The 23,738-nt window shown below is 44.9% G+C and carries 10 protein-coding genes; 7 read left to right on the top strand and 3 right to left on the bottom strand.

The genetic code is table 11. From position 1 onward, the window contains the following. The first annotated feature begins 36 nt into the window (after positions 1-36). The 4 genes from F824_RS26400 (at position 37) to rhuM (ending at position 16,346) form a co-directional block, all read left to right on the top strand. A complete protein-coding gene (locus tag F824_RS26400; RefSeq protein WP_019600109.1) occupies positions 37-13,737 on the top strand; it encodes an MBG domain-containing protein in 13,701 nt (4,566 codons plus the stop codon). Positions 13,738-13,807: 70 nt separating this feature from the next. Then, the gene (locus F824_RS0122025; RefSeq protein WP_019600110.1) at positions 13,808-14,776 is read left to right on the top strand and encodes a PorP/SprF family type IX secretion system membrane protein; all 969 of its coding nucleotides are present in this window, start codon (positions 13,808-13,810) and stop codon (positions 14,774-14,776) included. Positions 14,777-15,400: 624 nt separating this feature from the next. Further along, positions 15,401-15,541: a hypothetical protein gene (locus tag F824_RS27590; RefSeq protein WP_022582401.1), complete on the top strand. Its 141-nt coding sequence runs from the start codon at positions 15,401-15,403 to the stop codon at positions 15,539-15,541. Positions 15,542-16,067: 526 nt separating this feature from the next. Further along, positions 16,068-16,346: a RhuM family protein gene (gene rhuM / locus F824_RS28205; protein ID WP_081625032.1), complete on the top strand. Its 279-nt coding sequence runs from the start codon at positions 16,068-16,070 to the stop codon at positions 16,344-16,346. Positions 16,347-16,836: 490 nt separating this feature from the next. Here the strand turns inward: rhuM and F824_RS28045 are convergent, their stop codons facing one another. After that, a complete protein-coding gene (locus F824_RS28045) occupies positions 16,837-16,977 on the bottom strand; it encodes a hypothetical protein (protein WP_248691077.1) in 141 nt (46 codons plus the stop codon). 308 nt (positions 16,978-17,285) lie between these two features. Next, on the bottom strand, positions 17,286-17,678 hold the full coding sequence (locus tag F824_RS0122050) for a GreA/GreB family elongation factor (RefSeq protein WP_019600114.1): 393 nt from the start codon (positions 17,676-17,678) through the stop codon (positions 17,286-17,288). Positions 17,679-18,015: 337 nt separating this feature from the next. Here F824_RS0122050 and F824_RS27600 point away from each other — a divergent pair, with 337 nt between their 5' ends. The 3 genes from F824_RS27600 to F824_RS0122080 all read left to right on the top strand — a co-directional run bounded on the left by F824_RS27600 (position 18,016) and on the right by F824_RS0122080 (position 21,368). Next, on the top strand, positions 18,016-18,456 hold the full coding sequence (locus F824_RS27600) for a hypothetical protein (protein ID WP_019600115.1): 441 nt from the start codon (positions 18,016-18,018) through the stop codon (positions 18,454-18,456). 1,163 nt (positions 18,457-19,619) lie between these two features. Continuing rightward, positions 19,620-20,618 carry an NADP-dependent oxidoreductase gene (locus F824_RS0122075; RefSeq protein ID WP_026333859.1) on the top strand — a complete coding sequence of 333 codons (999 nt, stop codon included), beginning with the start codon at positions 19,620-19,622 and terminating at the stop codon, positions 20,616-20,618. 60 nt (positions 20,619-20,678) lie between these two features. Further along, positions 20,679-21,368: a type 1 glutamine amidotransferase domain-containing protein gene (locus F824_RS0122080; protein WP_019600119.1), complete on the top strand. Its 690-nt coding sequence runs from the start codon at positions 20,679-20,681 to the stop codon at positions 21,366-21,368. Between the two features lie 1,282 nt (positions 21,369-22,650). Here F824_RS0122080 and F824_RS0122100 read toward each other — a convergent pair. Beyond that, positions 22,651-23,673, bottom strand: a complete 1,023-nt coding sequence (locus tag F824_RS0122100; RefSeq protein WP_019600123.1) for a LacI family DNA-binding transcriptional regulator — start codon at positions 23,671-23,673, stop codon at positions 22,651-22,653. Between the last annotated feature and the right edge of the window lie 65 nt (positions 23,674-23,738).

The raw sequence follows: 23,738 nt of genomic DNA on the forward strand, positions 1-23,738 counted from the left end.
CCAGGAAGCAGTTTTTAGGGTCTTCAGCCATACGATATGAAAAATGTGTTCAAAAGTCTAGGGATTTTTCTTGCTTTCTTATTTTTGGGAATCAATTCTCTTTATGCCCAATGTATCCTGTTTCCAGGGAACCTGGTTTTCTCGGGAGTCAATCTCGATGATGATGGAGTGGATGGCACGAGTGGAAATGATCGCTTCAGTTTCGTCCTCCTTCAGGACGTGAGTGAAAATTTTGAGATCCATTTCACGGACCTGGGCTGGACTACTTCCAACTCATTTCAAAGTACCACTAAAGCCCTAACCGACGGAATCATCAAGTGGACCGCACCGGTGGGTGGGGTGGAAGCAGGTACTCAGATTACAATAGATGCTAAATATGCACTTGCCGCCACTTTGGGTACGGTTTCAGGAGTCAGAGCTACACCAAATAACCCTGATCTCTATTTGGATCTCGGTATTTCAGGGGATCAGCTTTTTGCTTTCACAGGTACTGTGAACAGTCCCACTTTTATTGCAGGAATCAACTTGAACCAAAGTTGGACCAGCCTTCTGGCTGATAGGCTGACTTCCTCCGAATCATTCTTACCAGTAGCTCTTAATGCTGCGAATGTGCAAAATGTAAGCTTGGTAAGCAGTATAGACAATGGGTTTAGCAATGCGGTCATCTCATCTAATAGTTTTAGTGGACTTTTTTCAAACATAGTTGCAGTATTCAATCAAAACACAAATTGGATTTTTGAGGATACGTACCAACCAGATGCTGTTCCATCGGGATTTCAGTTGCCAAAAGCACTGAATTTTGTCATTACACCTTTTAATTTTTTAAACAATCCAACAGGGGTCAATACAATCACTTACGGAGGAAATACTCAGTTTACAGTTACAAAAATCGATAGCAGAACTATCGGCTCCTACCAATGGCAGGTAAGTTCAAATGAGGGGACTGATTACGTTGCTTTGACCAATGCTGGAATTTACTCAGGTACAGCCACCTCAACTTTGGTGATCACTAAGCCACCCGTTTCCCACAACAGCTACCGCTATCGTGTAGTAGCCATGGATGCATGCGGGAATGAAGCAATTTCAAATCACATTCAGCTCTCCGTTAACCGAAAATCTCTGACTGTAAATCTAATCGGTACAATTGAGAAAGAAAGAGATGGAACTACCCAAGCAAGTATTGCGAATGAAAATCTGGAGTTGACGGGTCTAATTGGCATTGATGGTGTTTCTGTACTCAATCCTGGGGCTGGAAGTTATGCTTCAGCTTTGCCGGGAACCGGAATTCAGGTGACTGTGACGGGACTTTCCATCACGGGTTCCGATGCGGTCAATTATACATTGTCCTCGACCTCCGTTGCTGCGAATGTCGGAATCATAGTCGATAAGACTCCTCCGGCCGGATATTCGGTCAGCATCGACCAAAGTCTGATCAATGAATCAAACACATCGGCTGTCAGCTTCACGATGGCAGGTGCAGAAATCGGTGCCACTGTAAGCTATTCATTCACCAGTTCGGGAGGAGGAACACCAGTCACTGGTTCAGGCACAATCACATCGGCAAATCAACAATTTACCGGGATTGACATCAGCGGATTGGCAAAGGGTACAATTACGCTTTCTCTCACCTTGACCGATCCTTACACCAATGAGGGTCAAGCGGCAACAGATACAAGCATTAAGGAGGCACCCATTCCGACCATTACCTCTGCCACATACAATGCCGGCACAGGAGTTCTCGTTGTAACTGGAACAGACTTTTTGAGTAATTCAACCGGTGCGGATGTGGATGCTTCAAAACTCACCCTGGTTGGTGAAGGAGGGGAGATCTACACGTTGACGGATACTTTTGGTTCGGAAATTACCTCGCTGACTTCATTCACACTGACTTTGTCTCCTACAGATCGTCTCAGCCTTGGGACCATTTTCAACAAGAATGGGATGGCCTCCACAGGGGGCACCACCTATAATCTTGCTGCTGCAGACAACTGGCTAACTGCTGCAGAAATCTCCAACGACATGAGTGACTTGACTGGCAATGGAATTACGGTTTCAAATGTTGCAGTTCCAAGTATTACCTCGGCCACTTACAATTGGTCTACGGGTTCATTAGTTGTAACAGGAACCTGGTTTGTTATGTCTGCCGGCGCATCCAACGATATTGTGGCCACTCGCTTTGCATTAACTGGAGAAGGAGGAACAACGTACACCCTCACGGATACGCAGAATGCTGAAATCACCAACGGAACCTCCTTCACCTTGAATTTATCAGCCACAGATCAGGCAGCGATTAAGCCGATTTTGAATAAAAATGGCTTAAGTGCGATTGATGCCACCACCTACAACTTGGCAGCCGCGGAAGATTGGTCAGCCGGGACGAATCCTGCGGTAGTTATTGCTGATCTGAGTGGAAATTCTATATTGGTTTCAAATGTAAACCAGACGCCAACAGCCACTCCGCCAACATCTCCAACAGTGGAGGAAGACAATGCTCCTGTTTTGATTTCAGGGATGAGTGTAAGCGATGGAGAAGGAGACAATCAAATCTTAAGTTTTACCATTACTGGAGGAGTACTTTCTTTAGGAACGGACGGAATCACCTTTGGAGGTTCCGGTAACGGTTCGGCCAATTTTACAGCCTCCGGGACGCTGGCAGAAATCAATACAGCATTGGCTGCTGCCACATTTGCACCTACGCCGGATCTTTTTGGGACCAACGCGGGAGGAATTTCTTTTACAGCCAATGATGGGACATCCACGTCAGCGGTGGCTTCGGCAACTTTCGATATCCTTGGAATCAATGATGACCCGACCTTTATAGGATTGCCGGCTTCGATTACCGTAGTGGAGGATGTTTCTCCAAGTTACTTGAGCAATGCGCTTTCCGCAGGGACTTTTAACGATGTAGATGCCGGATCAAATGATGTGACCCTGATCTTAACTGTCAGTTCAGGGACTTTGGGATTTGCGAATCCGCAAGGGATAATTTCCATTATCGGAAACGGGACTTCTGTAGCAAATCTGGTTGGTACAGTGACAAATATCGAAAGTTACCTCAGTATCAATACCAACGTGTCATATAATCCCGCTTTGAATCTCAATGGGGTCGCCGCCGCTACGCTGACCGTATCCGCAAATGATGGAGGAAATACAGGTTCAGGTGGTGGAACTAACGTAAGTTTAGGTCAAATCCAAATTGACATCACTCCGGTGAATGATGCACCGACCGTAGCCAATCCGATTCCCAATCAAAACGCTACAGAGGATGCAGTCTTCAATTTTCAGTTTGCCAACAATACCTTTGCAGATGTGGATGCGGGTAGTGCCTTGACCTATTCCGCTCAATTTTCCGGAGGCGGAGCCTTGCCTTCCTGGCTGAGCTTTGATCCTTTGACGCGAACCTTCAGTGGTATTCCATTGAATGCGAATGTTGGAACGGTCAGCATTGATGTCATTGCTAACGATGGTGATGGCGGAACGGTCACAGACACCTTTGATATTATTGTGGCCAATACGAATGATGCACCGACAGTCGCCAATCCGATTCCCAATCAAAATGCTACCGAAAATATCGCATTCAACTTCCAATTTGCAGCCAATACCTTCAATGACATTGATATTGGGGATGTCTTGACATATACCGCTCAATTGGCCGGAGGCGGAGCACTTCCAGCTTGGCTGAGTTTTGGTGAACTGACCCGAACGTTCAGTGGAACTCCGGGAAATGATAATTCGGGAGTGATTGCGATAGAGATCATTGCCAATGATGGAGAATTTTCTGTATCAACTTTCTTTGAACTTTCCATTCAGGGTGTAAACGACGCACCGGTCATCACAGCGCCAAATACGATTTCCGTATTCGAAGACGAACCAAAAGCCTTGACAGGCATAAGTTTTACGGATATAGATGCGGGCACATCTAATGTGTTGGTCACATTTGAAGTAGGCAGTGGAACTTTAGCTGCAAGCTCAAGTGCGGAAGTAAGCGTTGGAGGAAGCTCATCTAGCCTTACCTTAACAGGGAGCGTGGATGAGATCAACAGCTTTTTATCCAACGAGGAATTGACTTTTACCACTAGCCTTAACAGCACTCAAGATGTAATTTTAGCAATTGAAATAGACGATCAAGGGAATACCGGTTCTGGAGGGTCGAAAACTGATGCTGCCGATCTGACTTTAATCGTGACAGCGGTGAACGATGCTCCTGTGAATGCCGTGCCAGGTGATCAGCAAGTCGATCAAAATGCTTCTTTAACCTTCAGTTTAGGAAACGCAAATCAGGTCTCGATTTCTGATGTCGATGCAGGGGGTGGCACGGTAGAGGTTTCATTGAGCGCTACCAATGGAGTACTGACTTTAGCCGGTGTAACAGGACTGACCTTTACGACCGGGGATGGAACCGCTGATGGCAGCATGACTTTCAGAGGCTCAATCGCCAACATAAATACAGCAATAAGCACGCTGACATTTTATCCAACTAGTAATTACAATGGATTGGCGAGCGTAACAATCACGACCAGTGACCTGGGATTAAATGGATCCGGAGGTGCTCAGACCGATTCAGACATGATTTTGATTACGGTCAATGCAATCAATCCAGTGGTGACTTCCGTCAGTTCAATTACAACCAACGGGCTCTATAAAATCGGGGAGGTGATTTCGATACAGGTCAGGTTTGACCAAAATCTCACAGTGGATACCGACTTGGGTATTCCGACTTTGAGTTTGGAGACAGGTGTCTCAGATGCTTTGGCCGCCTATACTTCAGGATCCGGCACCAATATCCTGACTTTTCAGTACACCGTTCAAGAAGGAAATAGCACCGCAGATCTGGATTATACCGGAACAGCAGCCTTGTTGCTTAACGGAGCAAAGATCACGAATGCAGAGACCTTGGACGCATTGCTGACATTGCCTGCACCGGGCACTGTGAATTCACTCTCGGCCAATTCAACCTTATCGATTGATGGCATTAGGCCAACCGTAAACATTGTCATAAATGATACCGCCTTATCCGTCGGTGAAAGCACCACAGTTACGATCACTTTCAATGAGGCGGTTTCAGGCTTGGACGCCGGTGACTTTACCGTGGCAAATGGGACGCTTTCGGGACTCAGCTCTGCTGACGGTGGAAGTACTTGGTCGGCCATCTTCACTCCAAATACAAATGTACAAGATGCCACCAATCTGATTACCCTGGATAAAACCGGTGTGGTGGATCTGGCTGGAAATACAGGTGTAGGCTCTACCGATTCCAACAATTACGCCATTGACACCTCAAGACCAACCGCAAGTGTGGTCGTAGCGGATACCCAATTGATCTCGGGAGAGACAACTCAGGTGACCATCACCTTCAGTGAAGCGGTGATAGGGTTTACCACTGCTGACTTGACAGTCTCCAATGGATTCCTTAGCGCATTGAGTTCGGCTGATGGCGGGATTACCTGGACAACTACTTTAACTCCATCAAGCGGAGTGGAAGATGCGACGAATGTGATCGAACTCGCTAATGTGGGAGTTGCTGATCAAGCCGGAAATACAGGCATAGGAATAACAACTTCCAACAATTACGCAATTGATACGAGGCGACCAACTGCCACAGTGGTTGTTTCGGATACGCAGTTGAGTTTGGGAGAGACAAGTCCTGTCACCATTACTTTCACGGAAGCAGTAAATGGATTAACGCTCGATGATTTCACAATTCAAAACGGTAGCCTCTCCGGATTGAGTTCTTCGGATGGAGGGATTACCTGGACAGCTACTTTAACTCCGGATAGCGGAGTGGAAGATGCCACTAACCTGATCACATTGGACAATACCGGTTATCAGGATTTGGCAGGAAATACGGGATCTGGAATTTCCAATTCCAATAATTATTCCGTGGATACCATTAATCCAACCGGGTATTCAGTGTCGATTGTTCCGGATAGAATCAATGGTGTGAATCAGAATGATTTTAGTTTCAACTTGGTTGACGGAGAAATTGGCACCACTTATTCCTATTCTATCAGCAGCAGTGGAGGAGGGACCCCGGTGACAGGAAATGGTACAGTAAGTAATATCAATCAATTCATTGATGGCATAAATGTGAGTACACTTCCTGATGGTGAATTGACTCTTATTGTTACACTCACCGATCCTTCCGGAAATGCAGGAGCCGAAGAAAGCGACACAGTTGAAAAACTTTTACCGGCAATTTTAACCATCAGCGCGATAACCCAAGCTGACGAAGCGGGTACTGACGGGGAATTTGAAGTGTTGTCCAGCAATCTGTTTGCGGCAAATACTTCAGTGACCATCTTGGTGAGTGGAACAGCTACCAATGGAACAGATTACACCACGATAGGAAGCTCTTTTGTCTTCCCTGCCAATACGAGCAGCGTCATTATCCCCGTTTTGGTGATTGACGATATCGATGTAGAAGGCAATGAAACAGTGATCATCAGGTTGGTAGAGACCAACAATCCGCTGGTTTCTGTAGGTTCTCCTGCTGAAGCCACGGTTACCATTACCGATAACGATGTGCCATCACCGTTAACCATCACCCCAACTGTCAATCAAAACAAAGTTTATGGATCGGCAGAACCTTCATTCACCTTCACGGCTTCTGGATTTAATCCTGGTGACGATATCAGCGGCATTCAAGGTTTACTTTCACGTGCGCCGGGGGAAGATGCGGGCGCCTATGCCTTTGCCTTGGGTAGCCTTGATGCAGGCCCGAATTATACCCTGATTCTCAGCCCGGAAGACTTTTTCGTCAATCCTGCGACCATTACCATTCAAGTTGATAAAACTCTCCAAAAGGTCTATGGAGCTTCAGATCCTACATTCACCTATTCAGCTTCAGGATTCGTGGCGAGTGAAGATGCGAGCATCCTGACCGGAGCCCTCGCAAGGGTTTCCGGTGAAAGCGTAGGGAACTATGCGATCAACCAAGGCAACTTGGATGCAGGAACCAATTACACGATTGCTTATACCGGAGCTGATTTTGCGATCACCCTGAAAACCCTCGTGGTCACAGCAGACGCGAACCAGAACAAGGTTTACGGAGCCGCTGAGCCTACGTTCAGTTATGCGGTCACTGGTTTTGAAAACGGAGACGATGCAAGTATCCTGACGGGAGCACTTGGAAGAACTTCCGGCGAAAACGTAGGCAACTACGCGATCAATCAAGGCAACTTGGATGCTGGTACCAACTATACGATTGATTTTGTGGCTTCGGATTTTGACATCAGGTCAAGAACCTTGAGCATCATGGCAAATCCGGGTCAGGGCAAAATCTTTGGAACGCTCGATCCTATTTTCACCTACACGGCGACGAATTTCGGAAACGGAGACGATGCAAGCATTCTGACGGGAACACTCGGAAGGATCTCCGGCGAAAACGTAGGGAACTATGCGATCAACCAAGGATCTTTGAGCGCGAGTGCCAATTATACGATTGCCTACACCGGAGCAGATTTTGCAATTACCCTGAAAACTTTGGTCATCACAGCAAATGCGAACCAGAGCAAGGTTTACGGTGCGTCAGATCCGATATTCACCTATTCCGCCACTGGTTTTGAAAACGGGGACGATGCGAGTATCCTGACGGGAGCACTTGCAAGGGTTTCAGACGAAAATGTAGGCAACTACGCGATCAACCAAGGCAACTTGGATGCAGGTGCCAATTACACGATTGCTTACACCGGAGCAGATTTTGCGATTACCCTAAAAACCTTGGTGGTGACAGCAGATGCACACCAGACCAAGGTGTACGGTGCCGCTGAGCCGATATTCAGTTATGCGGTCACTGGTTTTGAAAACGGAGACGATGCGAGTATCCTGACGGGAGCACTTGCAAGGGTTTCAGGCGAAAATGTAGGCAACTACGCGATCAACCAAGGCAACTTGGATGCAGGTGCCAATTACACGATTGCTTACACCGGAGCAGATTTTGTCATAACCCTGAAAACCCTGGTGGTCACAGCAGATGCGAACCAGAATAAGGTTTACGGTGCGTCAGATCCGATATTCACCTATACCGCCAACGGTTTTGAAAACGGTGACGATGCAAGTATCCTGACGGGAGCACTCACAAGGACTTCGGGCGAAAACGTAGGCAATTACGCAATCAACCAAGGTGCTTTGAACGCAGGTGACAACTACTCGATCAACTATACCGGAGCAGACTTTGCGATCACCTTGAAAACCCTCGTGGTCACAGCAGATGCGAGCCAGACCAAGGTGTACGGTGCCGCTGATCCGATATTCAGTTATGCGGTCACTGGTTTTGAAAACGGGGACGATGCGAGCATCCTGACGGGAGCCCTTGCAAGGGCTTCAGGCGAAAACGTAGGCAATTATGCGATCAACCAAGGCAACTTGGATGCAGGTGCCAATTATACGATTGCTTACACCGGACCAGACTTTGTCATTACCCTGAAAACCCTGGTGGTCACAGCAGATGCGAACCAGACCAAGGTTTACGGAGCCGCTGATCCGATATTCAGTTATGCGGTCATTGGTTTTGAAAACGGAGACGATGCGAGCATCCTGACGGGAGCACTTACAAGGGTTTCTGGGGAAAATGTAGGCAACTACGCGATCAACCAAGGCAACTTGGAAGCAGGTGCCAATTACACGATTGCTTTCACCGGATCAGATTTTGACATTACCCTGAAAACCCTCGTGGTCACAGCAGATGCAAACCAGAACAAGGTTTACGGAGCTGCTGATCCGATATTCAGTTATACAGCAAACGGTTTTGAAAACGGAGATGATGCAAGTATCCTGACGGGAGCACTTGCAAGGGTTTCAGGAGAAAACGTAGGCAACTACGCGATCAATCAAGGCAACTTGGATGCTGGTACCAACTATACGATTGATTTTGTGGCTTCGGATTTTGACATCAGGTCAAGAACCTTGAGCATCATGGCAGATCCGGGTCAAGGCAAAATCTTTGGGGCGCTCGATCCTATTTTCACCTATACGGCGACGAATTTCGCAAATGGCGACGATGCAAGCATTCTGACGGGAACACTCGGAAGGATCTCCGGCGAAAACGTAGGGAACTATGCGATCAACCAAGGCAACTTGGATGCAGGTGCCAATTACACGATTGCCTACACCGGAGCTGATTTTGCGATCACGCTGAAAACTTTGGTTGTCACAGCAGATGCAAACCAGAACAAGGTTTACGGTGCCGCTGATCCGATATTCAGTTACGCGGTCACTGGTTTTGAAAACGGGGACGATGCGAGCATCCTGACGGGAGCACTTGCAAGGGCTTCGGGCGAAAACGTAGGGAACTACGCGATCAACCAAGGCAACTTGGATGCAGGCGCCAATTACACGATTGCTTACACCGGAGCAGATTTTGTCATTACCCTGAAAACCCTCGTGGTGACAGCAGATGCGAACCAGATCAAGGTTTACGGAGCCACTGAGCCGATATTCAGTTACGCGGTCACTGGTTTTGAAAACGGAGACGATGCAAGCATCCTGACGGGAGCCCTTGCAAGGGCTTCCGGTGAAAACGTAGGGAACTACGCGATCAACCAAGGCAACTTGGATGCAGGTTCCAATTACACGATTGCCTACACCGGAGCTGATTTTGCGATCACGCTGAAAACTTTGGTGGTCACAGCAGATGCAAACCAGACCAAGGTTTACGGAGCCGCTGATCCGATATTCAGTTATGCGGTTACTGGTTTTGAAAACGGAGACGATGCAAGTATCTTGACGGGAGCCCTTACAAGGATTTCCGGTGAAAGCGTGGGCAACTATGCGATCAATCAAGGCAATTTGGATGCAGGTGCCAATTACACGATTGCTTACACCGGAGCTGATTTTGCGATCACGCTGAAAACTTTGGTTGTCACAGCAGATCTGAACCAGACCAAGGTGTACGGTGCCGCTGATCCAATTTTCAGTTATGCGGTCTCCGGCTTTGAAAACGGGGACGATGCGAGCATCCTGACGGGCACACTCGGAAGGATCTCCGGCGAAAAAGTAGGGAACTATGCCATCAACCAAGGATCTTTGAGCGCGAGTGCCAATTACACGATTGCCTACACAGGAGCTGATTTTGCGATCACGCTGAAAACTTTGGTTGTCACAGCAGATGCGAACCAGATCAAGGTTTACGGAGCTGCTGATCCGATATTCAGTTATAGCGCCAACGGTTTTGAAAACGGAGACGATGCAAGTATCCTGACGGGAGCACTTACAAGGGTTTCTGGGGAAAACGTAGGCAGCTACGCGATCAATCAAGGCAACTTGGATGCAGGTGAAAATTACTCGATCAACTATACCGGAGCAGATTTTGTCATTACCCTAAAAACCCTCGTGGTGACAGCAGATGCGAACCAGACCAAGGCCTATGGTGCGTCAGACCCGATATTCACCTATACCGCCAACGGTTTTGAAAACGGAGACGATGCAAGTATCCTGACGGGAGCTCTTGGAAGAACTTCCGGCGAAAATGTAGGGAACTATGCCATCAACCAAGGGAATTTGGATGCGGGTGACAATTATACCTTGATGTACACGGGAGCGGATTTCTCGATCACGGAGAAAACACTGACCATCACAGCAAGCCCGAGCCAACAAAAGGTATATGGACAAGTAGATCCAATCTTTACCTACACAGCCTCCGGCTTTGAAAACGGGGACGATGTAAGTATCCTGACAGGAGCACTTGCAAGGATTTCCGGTGAAAACGTAGGCAACTATGCCATCAACCAAGGCAACTTGGATGCTGGAGACAATTATACCATCTCTTACACCGGAGCAAATTTTGCCATAACCCTGAAAACTGTAGTGGTCACAGCAGATCAAGGACAGACCAAGGTCTACGGTAAGACAGACCCTATTTTCACCTATTCGCTATCCGGTTTTGAAAACGGCGAATTTGTTTTGGCTGGTGCACTCGATAGAGTGCCTGGTGAAAACGTGGGAACGTATTCCATCGGGCTCGGCACACTGGATGTGGGATCAAATTACACAATCGATTATATCGGTTCAGTATTTACGATCGTCAAAAAAGCGCTTCAGGTGACTGCTGGTACTGATCAACAGAAAGTCTACGGTGAGAGCGATCCCATATTCACCTACACCGTCAACGGTTTTGAAAACGGAGACAGTGCAAGCATCCTGACAGGTGCACTCGACAGAGCAGCAGGGCAAGATGTCGGCAGCTATGCGATTGGAAAGGGTACGCTGAGCGCAGGAGCCAATTATACAGTTGACTTTGCAACAGCTGACTTTGTGATCACCAGGAAAGTCTTGACCATCACAGCAGGGAACAAGTCGAAAGTATACGGAGATCCAAATCCGGTCTTGACTTTCACTTACTCTGGTTTGGTCAATGGAGAGACAAAGGTGGCTACCGAACCTGGCATCGGCACGAATGCAACTTCAGGATCGAATGTGGGTACATATCCAATAACCTTGACCGGTGGAGCGGATCAGAACTATACCATCACATTGGTGAATGGAACGCTGACAATCGGCCAAAAGGATTTGATGATCACAGCGGAGGACAAATCCAAAGTTTACGGAGAAACCAATCCAGCGCTGACCTTTACCTATTCAGGTTTGGTCAATGGGGATACGAAAGTGAACGCCGAACCAAGCATTGGCACAACAGCCACGCAAAGTTCGAATGTGGGAGCATATCAGATTTCATTGATCGGTGGCGCTGATCCAAACTACGCAATTACCTTGGTGAACGGAACGTTGACCATAGGTCAAAAGGTCTTGACGGTGACAGCCGATGACAAGTCAAAAGTGTATGGGGAAGCAAATCCAACCTTAACCTTTGCCTACACGGGTCTGGTCAATGGAGATACGAAAGCGGCAGTTGAACCGAGCATCTCTACAACAGCTCTTCAATCATCAGCCGTTGGGACCTATCCGATTGCCTTGACGCAAGGGGAAGATCAGAACTATGCAATTACCTTGGTGAACGGAACCTTGACCATTGGCCAAAAAACCCTGACCATCCGAGCGGACGACAAGCAGAAAACCTACGGTGAAGCGAATCCAATCCTGACCTTTACCTACACGGGTCTGGTCAATGGGGATACGAAAGCGGCAGTGGAACCGAACATTTCTACAACAGCCCTTCAATCATCAGCCGTTGGAAATTATCCGATTGCCTTGACACAAGGGGAAGATCAGAACTATGCAATCACCTTGGTGAACGGAACCTTGATCATTGGCCAAAAAAACCTGACCATCCGAGCGGACGACAAGCAGAAAACCTACGGTGAAGCGAATCCAACCTTGACCTTTACCTACACGGGTCTGGTCAATGGAGATACGAAAGCGGCAGTGGAACCGAATATCTCCACGACCGCCCTTCAATCCTCGGGAGTTGGAACTTATGCGATTGCCTTGACGGGAGGATCAGACGAAAACTATTCCATCATTTTGGAAGCGGGTAGCATGACGATTGGCAAAAAGGAATTGACGATCACGGCAGAGGACAAGTCCAAAGTGTACGGTGAAACCAACCCAGCGCTGACCATCCGCTATGAAGGATTGGCCAATGGCGATACGAAAGTAGAAACTGAGCCGAGCATCAGTACGCTGGCCCTGCTGGGATCCAATGCCGGAACCTATCCGATCACGTTGACCGGAGGAGCAGACCAGAACTATGCGATTACGATGGTGGACGGTACGCTGACAATCATTCAGGCCCTACTGCAGATCATATCGGATTCCAAAAGCAAGATTTTTGGTAATCCTGATCCTGCGCTAACCTTTGCTGCCAGTGGTTTCCAGCTTTCCGATTTGGAAGCAATGCTTACAGGTGTTTTGACCCGACTGTCGGGTGAGACAGTGGGAGTATATGCCATAAGCCAAGGTAGCCTCTCTGCCGGAGCCAATTACCAAATTGAGTTTCAAGGCAGTGATTTCGAGATTATACCAGCGGAACTTGCCGAATTCCTGACAGGAGATGCGGTGACAACCCCATGGTCAGTTGATCCGGTCCTTCCGCAACAAGTGAATGTGCTGACACAAGACGGCCAGATCCTGAGCTATGGAGTGACGTGGGACAAGTCGACCCTCAACTTGCTGAAGAGGGGTACCTATACAGTCTTCGGAACGGTAAACCTTCCTGCAGGCGTGTTGAATCCATCTGCTCAAAAAGCGGCCTTGCAAGTAATTGTCCTGCCCAAGCAAGCGCCGAGGGACATAGCCCTATCCAACAATCTCTTTATTCCGAATCCAAAGGTGTTCTTCCAGGAAATCGGGTACTTCACGGTCATCGATGAAATCGATCAAATCCATACGGTCGAACTTGTCCCCGGAGCGGCCGACAATGTCTATTTCGAAATCAAGTCCGATTTCTTGTTCTGGAGCAGTTCGGAAGAAGCAGCTGGAATGACCCAGTTCCAGATCTTGGTTCGGGTTACGGACCGGGATGGGAATGTGATTGAAAAGTCATTTACCATTCTGAGGGACAGAAAGAATATTTCCGAAATCACGATTTTCAACGCTTTCTCTCCGGATGGGGATGGGATCAATGATACCTGGGGAATTCCGGATCTGAAATATTTCGCAGGCGGCACGGTTCAGGTGTTTGACCGAAGCGGACAGCGAATCTTCTACACAGAAAGCCCAGCGGTGCGTTGGGATGGTATTTTCGAAGGAAAGGAAATGCCTGTGGGATCCTATTATTGGATACTGGAATCCAAAGAAACGGATGAATTAAGAAGAGGTGTCTTGACCTTGTTAAGAAAATAGTAAAAGCCATAAAACCGAAGGGCTACAGTTGTACTCCTTCGGTTTTCCCAACAAAAAAACCGAAATCAAAATGAAACGGATTAAAAAGAATATCATACTGGGACTCTTGGTTGCCCTATTTTCCCATTCAGGAAATCTTCAGGCGCAATCCCGCAAGTTTATCAGCCAGTTTTCGCATTTTCAGGGCTACTTCAATCCGGCCTTGACTGGATATGAGGGGAGTGTGGTCAGGGGATTTGTCCGCAACCAGTGGGGAGGGATAGAAGGCGCACCCAAGACCTACTTTATTTCTGCCGAGATGGATTTCGGTGAGTTGGCGGGCGAGGTGGATCCAGGCTTACTGGGAAAGAATGCTTTTTCGGTCAATTTGCTTCAGGACAATTATGGTGCGTTTCGTGAAAACGAAATCACGGTCAACTATGCAGCCCGGATTCGGCTGTCTGAGCGTCATAATCTCCGCCTGGGGACGGGAGTGAGTTACCAAAGTATCAGATTGGATGGAAATGCGCTTAGCGCTGAGGAGGCAAGCGATCCCACTATCGGCAAGTACCTGGGCAGCTTCAGCAACCTGAATGTCTTGGATTTCAACGTTGGAATGGCATTGACCCATGCCAACTACTATTTTTCCTATGGAATCCACCGGGTAAACGGTGGAAGCATCCAGAATGGGGATGAATTCATGGATGGCTATCCAGCGGAGCAAATGGTTCAGGCAGGATACCGGAATGCCCTTTCCGAAAACCTATCGGTTACGGCCAATGGCTTTTACCGATCCAGAAAAAATCTCCCTGACGTTACCGAGTTCAATATAAAAGTGCTCTTGATGGATCGCGTGTGGATCGGAGCTGGACATCGATTGGATTATGCGACCAATGGACAAATCGGGTTTTTGACTGGAAAGCTACGCTTGGGTTATGCTTATGAATTCCCGATGGCCAACAGCTACTTAATGCCTGGTGCGGTGCATGAATTTTCGGTTGCACTCAATCTTTTCAGGTTTTATGAAAGAAGAAGCCGTGACGAGGTATTGATTTGGTAAGGAAGGGTCACGCCAAATTTCACATGATATCCCTTTGAGATCTCGTGAAATTTCCAAAAATTCGGTAGGATGGCAATGGCAAAATATTTCCCATCAAGATCCTCCGCCATTTCAGATGCTTGACAATACACCTTTTGGAATGTGGCAACAAAACCAAGTTTGTGGATAATTTGACAAAAACAGGCAAATTTTGTTCAAGAATCTCTTCCTATCCCAGAAAGGGGCAGATCGGGGAAATTCCAATACCTGAACCAAACAGCGTTCGAAAAGAAAATGGCGCCTTGCAAAAGAAAAGCCTAACTCTCAAATGAGACGACTCCTGCCATCTATTCACCATAAAAATGAAATACTTCATCAGCAAGGTCACCGCAGCAGTAATCATGGAGTTTCTAAGGCTACACTATTTTGATGCGCTTTGACCAGGAAACAGAAGTCGGGATGATTTTAGCATGTTGATTTCAAATTCAATGGGGCAGTGAGCCATAAAGCGTCTTTAAGCCGATTGAGCAAACACCCGTCTTCCCATTGGCAAGGGAAACAAACATAATCTTTTCGATACGCCGAAGACTGTTTTTCAGTCAATGACTTTTGGCCCATCTTTTCCTTGAATAAAAAGGCCCCAGCATGTCAAAACGGCAAAATCCTATTCCTGCGGTAGCCATTGGTCCACCCGGCTTCTCAAAATTCCTACGCCTTGGACCGAACGAATGGGATCCTTACGAGTACCAAACCGGATTCCCAATTTTTGTGCCTTTTACCCAGTAACGGAAGCCCATTTTTTCGGTCGAAAAACAATGAAAACGCCCCAATGTATCCTTTCCTGATTTTTGTTTAAATCATAGACATGAATCTGATAAATAAATCAACAAACGTTGAGGGGGCCAAGAACCTAAAACAGCATCGACATAAATCCACAAAATCTCCTCAACCCTGTTAAGGTTTCCAGTGTTCGGATTGCCATAAGACACCAACGTTAGGCCTTTGTCAAAAAAGCATTTGCTCATGCAGAAAAATGGGACAAGGAAGAATTGGGTGAATGCATATTGGAGCTGGAAGGGCAGGGGATCAGGGGAAACAAAATTATTGTTTTAAGGAGTTATGATTGGTGAGGTAGAAATTTAGGGGCGAAAGTACCCAATGGTAGGAAATGCTATCATTTTGAGGCCATAATGGCTGTAAAATATTTTTTGAATTAGAGTCAGATCAATAATGTCCGCGAGTGGGCAACCCAAACGCTGAATGAGTTTATCATCAAAGGTTTTGTTTTGGATGATGAAGATGCCAGCAAGGAATAAACTTTCGCCAGGATTTTTTTGAGGAATTGCGGGAACGCATTCGTGGAATCAGAGACTGTCAACCTAAATTTTATCAAAAAATCACCGATCTGTATGCCTGGAGTTCCGATCATGTCAAAGAAAGCAGGCAGACCAAAGATTTCCCTGCATCCGATCAAAATAAGCTACAGTTTCATTACAAGCTTACAGAGATCCGGGTATCCTCTCCAAATTTGCCAGAAGCAATTTTCAACATTGAATTAAATGAGGTGAAATATCAGGTATCCTTTCTTTAAACAGGATTTGGTAGAAGTTTGACCCTTCAGCCCAACTTCTACCAAATCCTTTTCCAGTGATGTATTTACTATCTCGCATTCTGGAATATTTTTCCAGATTCTGATAAAGTAAAGGACATTGCCAAGCGGTGCAATTCTGAATTAATGGTGGGTGGATGGCAATCGATACGGGTAAAAAAAACCACCATCTTAAACTCCATATATCCACATATACGCCTATGGAGTTAACCGCACGGATATATAGATATACGGATATAAAAAATACATCTTACCGGAAATGTATATACCGTTTCCTAATGGGGTTCCCGAAACGCCATTAAAATCACACTATTTAGAGAAAAATGCATCGTGCCGATCTGCAGAGGTCAAAAACAGGAAACAAAGACTGATTTTTAAGCAATTTCAGGATGGAATAAAATTAGAAATGGAGAACATTTGTTTAACAAAAAACCAACAAATAAGCCCCGATGGGCCTTTTCTACGATTTAACTTACTTTTTTAGAGAGCCCTTCATTTTTGCGGCTGCTACTTTCTTGCTGACGTAAGTGGTGTGGGTCTTTCCGAAACCATCCGTTTCTTTGAGGCCGGCCACTTCGAAGACGAAGTATTCATTTCCTTCAAAATCCACCATTTGGCTTTTCAGGATCCCTTCCAGGGTTTCTCTTGCGATGGATACCCTGATGATGTCAAGGTGGACACATAGGTTTTGCCATAGGTATTCATTAATGATGGAATTGATTGGGTTTATGGTGACAATTTAGGAAAAGAGGCCAGAACACGATTTAAAGTAGGGGGTACGTGACATGTGAAAATCCCATTCTTTTCCGGTAAATTTAATTCTTGCAGTATCTGCTTTTTTGAAATATTGAGTAGCCCGACTTGTCTGGATTCCCTGAATGACAAAATCCCTTTCCCGAGTACTTAGGGAAAGGGATTTTGTTATTCGGCAGAACTCAGGGTAGGTTGCGATACTTTTTCAATTTTGAACTTTCTCATACCTGCAGGCAAATTCCACTCAAATTCCTGACCTTGATGGAATCCGATCAAAGCGACGCCGATTGGGGAGAAAATGGAGAGTTTATTCTCCGCCAAGTTTGCCTGCTTTGGAAATGTGAGCGAATACCGTAGCCTCTTTTTACTTGATATTTCCTGAACCTCAAAATAAGATCCCATTTGGATTACGGTTTCAGGAATTTTGTCATCTTCAACTATTTCTGCTCTCATCAATTCTGACTGTAATGTGCCCATCTCTTTAGTTCTTTCTGAAGCTGAAAGGTTTTCCATCAGAAAGCGAATGGCCTTTTCATCGGATTTTTTGATAATTGGTTTCATGGATTTTAAATTTTAATTGATAATTTCGATATAGAAAAAAATTAGAATCCTCTTTTCTCATTTAAGAGATTTGGACTTGAGTCCCCTGCTTATATAGGAATTGGAATTATAGCAGGGGCTAACTATACGAAGGCCTTACTATGGGTGGATTTTAAAAAACGCATGAATTTTCCTTGAAAAGGATCGCAGATTTGGGTCGATATGTTTGACTGAAAAATCAATGTGTTTTTACGTAACTGTCAAAGATACATATAATTAAATCGTTTGTCAATTTGAAGGGTTCGAATGAATTGATTTTACAAGGAATTTGGATACACACATACCCATTTATATCCATATGCATAAACCACCAAAAAAATCCGCAGGGCCATTTCTTTTCTCCAGCGTCCTATTCCCTGGCCATTTTCTTTTTTGGGGCAGGGACTTTTTAGCTGATGTAGGCCGTGTGGGTCTTTCCGTAGGTGTCTGCTTCTTTGAGGGCGGCCACTTCGAAGACGAAGTATTCTTTTCCTTCAAAATCCACCATTTGGCTTTTCAGGATTTCTTCCAGGGTTTCTCTGGCGATAGATACCCTGATGATGGCAAGATCCTTTACTTTACTGCCTTTTCTGATATAGGTTTTTCAAATTTGTATTGTTTAGCGGTTTTAAATTTGATGATGCCGGAGAACTGGGGGAAGAAATTGGCCATTAATGACAAGGGTATTAAAAAAAAATCGTGGATGGCTTCCTTTAGGAAAGCCCTTTTTTTTGTCAGGGGAAAGCGGACCCTTGGCTAGTGGGCGGAAACCCCGATCTTTGCATAGATCATAAATACAACCGGGAAACCTGCAGAAATGACGATTAAAAAATCTATTCGGTTGGCAAGCCGGAGGAGGTTTGTCATTTGGTTTTCATTGATGACCAACAGGAAGGTTTGAACTACCGGGGAATAGAGGGAAATTAGCTGTCATCGAAATGGATCTCCATACTTTCAGCAAAGAAAGACTATGGTTTTGTCAAAAAGTCCAACGAAAAAATGATTCCGGAAATAGGAAAGGGAGAAATTTTTAGAAGGGTTTTGGGAGAAATAAAATTAATGGATGTTGAATACTGCTTTCCTTGATAAGGAGCGAGCAGGCTACAATTGTCGTGCGGTGCCGGAAGGTGGTGAATGAAGGGAGTTGCCCCGGATTTTTTTAGGGGAGCGAACGAAATGAAGCTACCGGAGGCATCTGGGAGGGGGATTGCAAAACGAATAGACATTTTGGTTTTTAGGTGGTTACCCAATATATTCCAATGAAAAATTCAGGATTTTGTTTCAAGAAAAGCTTTTCATTCACTGGCAAATTTCGGACTAAATCATGTCCAAATCCCTGCCGATTTTTTATTTACTGCTCAATTGTAGTGCTAGGGCCATTGTTTCAAAAGTCTAGTCAATTTCCTCCATTATTTTTTATCAATGTTTCATATTTAAGAGATGAGCTAAATTGGATATCCTTTTAAATGTAGCGAGTCATTAGGCTTCCTAAAGGAATTGAAACTGCAATAAAATCAGACGATTGGAAGAATAATTCCTGACACCGATAGGGTGAAGTCAATAAAATCACACAACTGACTAATATCAAATAAATACAGTATTGAATAGCATTCTTAATGCATAAAACAGGTTTAAGTTTGCAATCAGGCTAAAACGACAGACTAGAAAAATAAAATATTTAAACGAATAAATCAATAAAAATGTATTGAAAATTAAAAAGATGCTATTTATTCAAGAAATAAAATTACATTGGTCAGATGTGAACTTTACGACATGATTGGAAGTTAAACATGTCCAACCAGTATTATCGGTGATTAAAAACTTCTTCGTTGAAATGTAAAACCAACGAACGATTTGTAAAATTTATATTCTGGTATCACCCGACCCTTACCCGAATTTTCTACCACACGAAATCTAACAAAAATGACTACGCAACAAATAGTACTCTCAGCTAGGCCAAAGGGCTTGCCCGTGAGTGATGACTTTAGAATGGTACAGATTGATCTACCGGAATTAAAGCCTGGCGAAATCTTATTGAAGGGCATGTATTATTCCGTTGACCCTTATATGCGTGGCAGAATGAACGATGCGAAATCTTATGTTGTCCCTTTTGAAATTGACCAGCCCTTAAATGGAGGTGTAATCGCCGAAGTAGTGGAAAGCAAATCGGATCAATTTAAAAGTGGTGATGTGGTGATCGGCCATTTTCCTTGGCAAAAAGAATTTATTGCAACCGAGAAAGAAGCCAAAAAGGTCGATACTGACCTGGCTTCTCCCAGCCATTACCTCGGCGTGCTGGGCATGACGGGATTAACGGCCTATTTCGGGTTGATGCATATAGGCAAGCCAAAAGCCGGCGAAACAGTGGTCGTTTCAGGTGCTGCAGGTGCGGTTGGCATCGTAGTAGGGCAGATTGCCAAATTACAAGGCTGTCATGTGGTCGGTATTGCCGGATCGGATGAGAAAATAAAGCTGCTGAAAACTGACTTTGGATTTGATGAGGCCATTAATTACAAAACCACACCCGACATGAACAAAGCAATTGCAGCTGCTTGCCCAAAAGGGGTGGATGTCTACTTTGATAATGTGGGAGGCGAAATTTCAGATGCGGTCATTAAAAATATTGCCTTCCACGCAAGGATCCCTTTGTGCGGGCAGATCGCTTTATACAACAGCACGGAGGTGCCCATGGGGCCAAGATTGCAGCCGATGTTACTCACTCGGAGTGTGTTGATGCAGGGTTTTATTATTGGTGATTTCCAAGACAAGTTTCCCGAAGGTATCCAACAATTGGCTCAATGGGTGAAAGAAGGGAAACTAAAAACTACCGAAACCATTGAATATGGTTTTGAAAATTTACCGAAGGCATTACTCGGCTTGTTTAAAGGAGACAATACCGGTAAAATGATAGTAGAAGCTTAATCAGATCACAATAAAAAAATTCTTTAACAATATTCATTATCCACAATAAAATTCAAAATCATGAAAATATTATTTGTACTTACCTCGCATAGCGAGTTGGGCAACACCGGAAAAAAAACCGGTTTTTGGGTGGAAGAGTTTGCCGCGCCTTATTACACAATGGCTGATAAGGGAGTTGATATTACCATTGCTTCGCCCAAAGGTGGTCAGCCACCCATCGACCCCGCAAGCGAAGCCCCAGATGCGCAAACAGAAGCAACGAAACGGTACTATGCTGATGCAGCATTGAAAGAAAAAGTAGCGCACACTCAAAAACTCGCTGAGGTGAATGCCGCAGATTTTGATGCGGTTTTTTACCCTGGAGGCCATGGCCCGATGTGGGACTTGTATGAAGACAAAAATTCTATCGCATTGATCGAAAGCTTCTGGGCAGCGGGTAAGCCTGTTGCAGCAGTTTGCCATGCGCCGTCTGCCTTATTGAATGTGAAAGATGAAAACGGTGAGCCATTGGTGAAAGGAAAAAAAGTGACTGGATTCACCAACACCGAGGAAGAAGGCGTACAGTTGACAGACGTGGTGCCCTACCTGCTGGAAGATGAATTGAAAGCAAAGGGCGGCAAGTATTCCAAGGCCAGTGATTGGAGTTCTTATGTGGTAGAAGACGGTATGCTCATCACGGGGCAAAATCCCGCAAGCAGCGAAGAGGCAGCCAAAAAACTATTGGCATTGCTGGAAAAAAGTGCTGCATAAAAAAATTAGTGATTACGGGTAAGTTAAAAAGCAACTTAGCGTTCAGGCAAGAGCAATCCTGCTTGAGAAAAGCCCGAAGCGCCAACATTTAGCCCACTAGTGAAAAGCCCATGAGGCCGATCGCTATCTGCAAGCCCTGATTGATGTGAAAATCTATCAGGGCTTTTTGAGATTGTATGGTTTTATTTTAATGGAATTCTTGAATGCTTTGCATTTGTCTAGCGGCTGCCTTCCCATGGGAGGTAAATGGAATGGCAAGTGCAGGGTGAATTGCTTACTAATTTGATCAGTATGATTATTATTGGTTTATAAGGCTTTTTGACTGTTTGATGACCAGTATTTTTTGAGAAAATTTTCTGTTTTGGACATAATATCACTTACCCAGTACAGGCACTGGGGGGTCAAATTAGTCACTTGAGACAAGAGCATGAAAGAAAAATCGTGAAAGGCTTCCTTTAGGAAAACCCTATTTTTTTGACAGGGCAAAGTTGACCATTGGCATTTGGACAGACCCCCCCATCTTTGTATGGGTCATCATTGGTAACCGGGAACGGAACAGGTGTGGCTCTGAAATAAATTTATCTGATGCGGTAGCATTTAGAGCCTTCTCATTGGATTAGTCCAAGAATTGGAAGCGGAAGAAATTTGAACTGTCAAGGATTGAAGGGAATGAATAGGCATTGAATAGGCCTATTTGGTAAAATTTAGGGAGAAGCCTTGGCCACAAAAAAGCTGTGACTATTAAAATGTCCATTGAAAAAGTAGGGGCGGAAGAAAATGCATCCTCGGGTCTTTTGGGTTTTTGTCCATTCAAGGGAGTGGGAGAGTTCCGTATTCAATTGGTTACAAAATATTTGAGTAAACAGGAGTGGATTTCACCGTAAATTATTTTTTACCCGACTGAGGTCATTCAAAATATTAGTCTTAATTATTGACATGAAAATACCAATCAAATCAACAAATCCGGATTTGCGTCTAAAGGAACTGCAAGAACTGAAAATAAGCATCGAAGCAAAATTGAAAAGCCTTTTCCAACTTCCCAAAGTGTCCAATGAACGTCTTTCCAAATGAATCCAACCGTCGGCATTGGCAGAACTTGCCATCCAACATTCAGGAAAATGGGAAAAGCTTGAGGTAAAGGAATGTTTTTCGAAGCTGGAAGATCAGGGCATCATTATCAAAAACAGGCTGGAATAATTCCTGCTACAATAAATTAAGTTTTTCAGCTTTGAAATTAAAAATAAGGGTTTCCAATCTTGCTGGATTCCAGTCACCAATGAAATTATCTTGAACTTGATTCTCGAATCAAAAGCTCTGTTTTAATGGTGATGATTTCAGTTTGAATGATTTCTTCCTCCTCCTCAATTTGACCAATCAATAATTTTGCAGCCGCCAAACCCATTTCGAAAGCGCGATCGTTTACGGTTGTTAGATGCGGTTCTATGATTTTTGAAATAGGATAATTACTGAATCCGACAATAGCGACTTCTTCCGGGATTTTGACCAGCTTTTTTTGAAAAACCTGAATGGCACTGACAGCTGTATAGTCATTGGAACAAAAAACACCGTCAGGTCTGGGAACTAGATCAACTAGTTTTTCTGCGAAAAGGGCTCCTTCCTCATAACTCAAGTCTTTTGTGAAATAGATCAAACTTTCATCAATTGGGAAATCATGCTTTGTCAATGCAGCCTTATAGCCTTCAAATCTTGCTTTGAAGATACCTGTAGATTGGTTACCACCAATATGACTGATTCTTTTACAACCGATTTCGATAAGATGTTCAGTTGCTTTGAAGGCAGATTCAAAATCATTGATAACGATTTTATTCGCTTCCATACCAGTAGGCACCCTGTCATAAAAAACCAAGGGCACTTTCATTCTGTTGAGCTTTTCAAAATGCTCGTAACTATTGGTTTCTGTTCCTAGACAAATGATTACACCCTCTGACATTTTGTTTTGGAGGATTTTGGTGATTTCCTTTTCTCTTTCTAAGGAATCCCTTGATTGAAAAATAGTCACATTGTAACCCGCTTTGTAGGCAAACTCCTCAATACCACTGATGACCAAAGAGTGAAAGTGGATGTCAATTCGTGGGACAATCACTCCAATCGTCAAAGTTTTGTTTTTCTTGAAACTTGAGGCGATTGAGTTCCTTGTGAAACCCAGTTCTTCTGCTTTTTTTAAGACTTTTTCTTTTGTCTCAATGCTTATTCCGGGGTGATTGTCAAGAGCCCTGGAAATAGTTGAGGCAGCCAATTCCAGTTCTTTTGCAAGGTCAACGAGGGTAATTCTCTTTTTTTTCATAAAGTTACTGGTTGCAAACGTTTGCAATATAATGAAAATTTTAATTTTTTTATTATATGTGTTTA

Origin of the sequence: Rhodonellum psychrophilum GCM71 = DSM 17998, from assembly GCF_000381545.1 — a bacterium.
GTDB classification, from domain to species: Bacteria; Bacteroidota; Bacteroidia; order Cytophagales; family Cyclobacteriaceae; genus Rhodonellum; species Rhodonellum psychrophilum.